Consider the following 1837-nt stretch of genomic DNA (forward strand, 5'->3'; position numbering starts at 1 on the left):
GAAACATATCGTGCAAAAAATTTCATTTATATCCTTCCATAATTGCATCCTTTGGGAATCTTCACTCTCTGCATATTGAAGTAAAACAGGTTAAAGATACTGAAACGGATTGAAAAAATCCACGATTGTTTTTGTTATCCCATCATCTCAATTTGCTCACTGATCTAAATCCGTTCCCTCTCCCTTCAGCAAAGACTAAGCCCCCCGTCCTATAGAGTATTATTCAGCCCAAGGGCCCAAGGGCGGGAGTGAAGTATGGCAGATTTCGTACAGAGTGCAAATGTCAAGAGTGCGACCCGCACCCTTGCAGAACCCATCGTGGATGTTGCGACGTTCAACACGATCGTCCAGTCGGTCATCACCGACAATCCCTTTGAGTGTGTAGCGTATATGACTGCAGGTCAGAGCCACCCCCCGGTCGAGAAGACCAAGGAGGCATACACCGCGAAACTCGTCTATCAGGACACCGATGCCAAGACCGTTGGCACGGGCAGCCACAAATTCGACACCCTGGCAAAGTTCAATGCCGGTGTGACTGCACTGCTCGCTGCCGCTGCGGTCAGCACGGCTCACGGCGGGTCCGTGGTCCACGATCTCGGGAAGGATGCATTCAGCGCCTCCCTGCGGTGCCATGACGCGAACGGTGAGATCTACATGGTGAACTTCAGCCGCGACCGGGTCACCATCACTTCGTACTCGGATGACGCAATCCGGACGAATGTGGAGACCTGGGCGGACACTGTGGCAGCTCTCGCCTAAGGTGAACCTCGAAGAGGTGAGCCTGGAGAAGAACAAATGTTCTTCGACTTGCTGAAGGTCATTAGACCTGAAGCAGGGGAGGATATCAGTCCTCCCCGACTCTCCTGACGAAACGATCCGGAGGGGAGGAGACCTCCGGTCCCCTCTCTTTTTGGTCCTCTCGTCTTTCGTGGAGGACCCTTATGGACGTTGAAACGTTGGGGATTTTGCTGGGAGCGGTGCTTCCGATCTATCCCGTGTTGTTTACGATCCACCAGAAGATCGGACAATATGATGAGATTGTTGAGGAGTTCAAGAAACTCCGTGAGGAACACGAACTTTACAGGGAGGAATTTCATGGAGCCTGAAATTGCTGTGCAGCCGGTCGCAACGGTTACCGGTCTGTACCGGGGAAAGTTTAGCGGTCTTGAGCCGCTCACACCGGATAAACCGCTCACCCTCGATGAGGTGCGGCGGAATCCGATTTTCTATGAACTGGACCTGCACCCGGAGAAGGGTGACGAGAACCTGATCATCGATTTGATCTACGACAACATGTCGCCAATGCGGTTACAGGATCTGTACCGGGGAACCGATATCCCGCAGGGAGTCCGGTTCTGGCCTGACTGGTTTTACATCCCACCGTATATGGAGATGCACGATATTGACGGGCGTCGGGTGTATCCCCGGGTCCCGGGCATTCACACAGTCCAGATCCGCACGGGCCGGCGCAAGTTTGCGCAGATGGGCCGGGTCCGGGACTTCAGCCCGGCAAACGGCGGGTACACCAGTCCCGTCTTTGAGATCCGGATTGCGGAGAGTACCGATGTTTGAAAACGAGATGCAGACCCGGGCAGCTGTCTGCGGGACGGGGATCCTGTTTGGGCTGGTCCTCATGCTGGCCCACCTGCCGGTGATCTGTCTTCTTGTTCCGGTAGCAATTCTCTTCCTCGGAATCATTGCCGACCCCGAGGAGACGCATGCGGTCTGGTACGGGATGCTGAACACGCTTGGCATCTTCGATATGTCTGCGCTGACAGACATCGAGCGGCTGACCTATGCCGAGAAGCGGCATTACTTCTGGTTCGGCGAGGTAGAG

Annotated in this window: 3 protein-coding genes and 1 pseudogene; all 4 read left to right on the plus strand. The window is 54.5% G+C overall.

Annotated features, from left to right (window positions below; genetic code table 11):
• The first annotated feature begins 255 nt into the window (after positions 1-255).
• Positions 256-759, plus strand: a complete 504-nt coding sequence (locus CW742_RS11640) for a hypothetical protein (protein WP_292420571.1) — start codon at positions 256-258, stop codon at positions 757-759.
• Between the two features lie 182 nt (positions 760-941).
• Entirely contained in the window at positions 942-1106 is a 165-nt protein-coding gene (locus CW742_RS11645) for a hypothetical protein (protein ID WP_292420572.1), read from the plus strand.
• A complete protein-coding gene (locus CW742_RS11650; RefSeq protein WP_292420574.1) occupies positions 1096-1572 on the plus strand; it encodes a hypothetical protein in 477 nt (158 codons plus the stop codon). Before CW742_RS11645 ends, CW742_RS11650 begins: the two co-directional genes overlap by 11 nt.
• Positions 1565-1837: pseudogene (locus tag CW742_RS11655) on the plus strand (hypothetical protein); the annotation flags it as partial. The gene CW742_RS11650 and the pseudogene CW742_RS11655, both read left to right, overlap by 8 nt.

Origin of the sequence: Methanoregula sp., assembly GCF_002835825.1 — an archaeon.
GTDB lineage: Archaea > Halobacteriota > Methanomicrobia > Methanomicrobiales > Methanospirillaceae > Methanoregula.

Bases quoted from the DNA above. Each gene is read 5' to 3' on its own strand.
- CW742_RS11640 (WP_292420571.1), top strand. From the start codon at position 256: ATGGCAGATTTCGTACAGAGTGCAAATGTCAAGAGTGCGACCCGCACC.
- CW742_RS11645 (WP_292420572.1), top strand. From the start codon at position 942: ATGGACGTTGAAACGTTGGGGATTTTGCTGGGAGCGGTGCTTCCGATC.
- CW742_RS11650 (WP_292420574.1), top strand. From the start codon at position 1,096: ATGGAGCCTGAAATTGCTGTGCAGCCGGTCGCAACGGTTACCGGTCTG.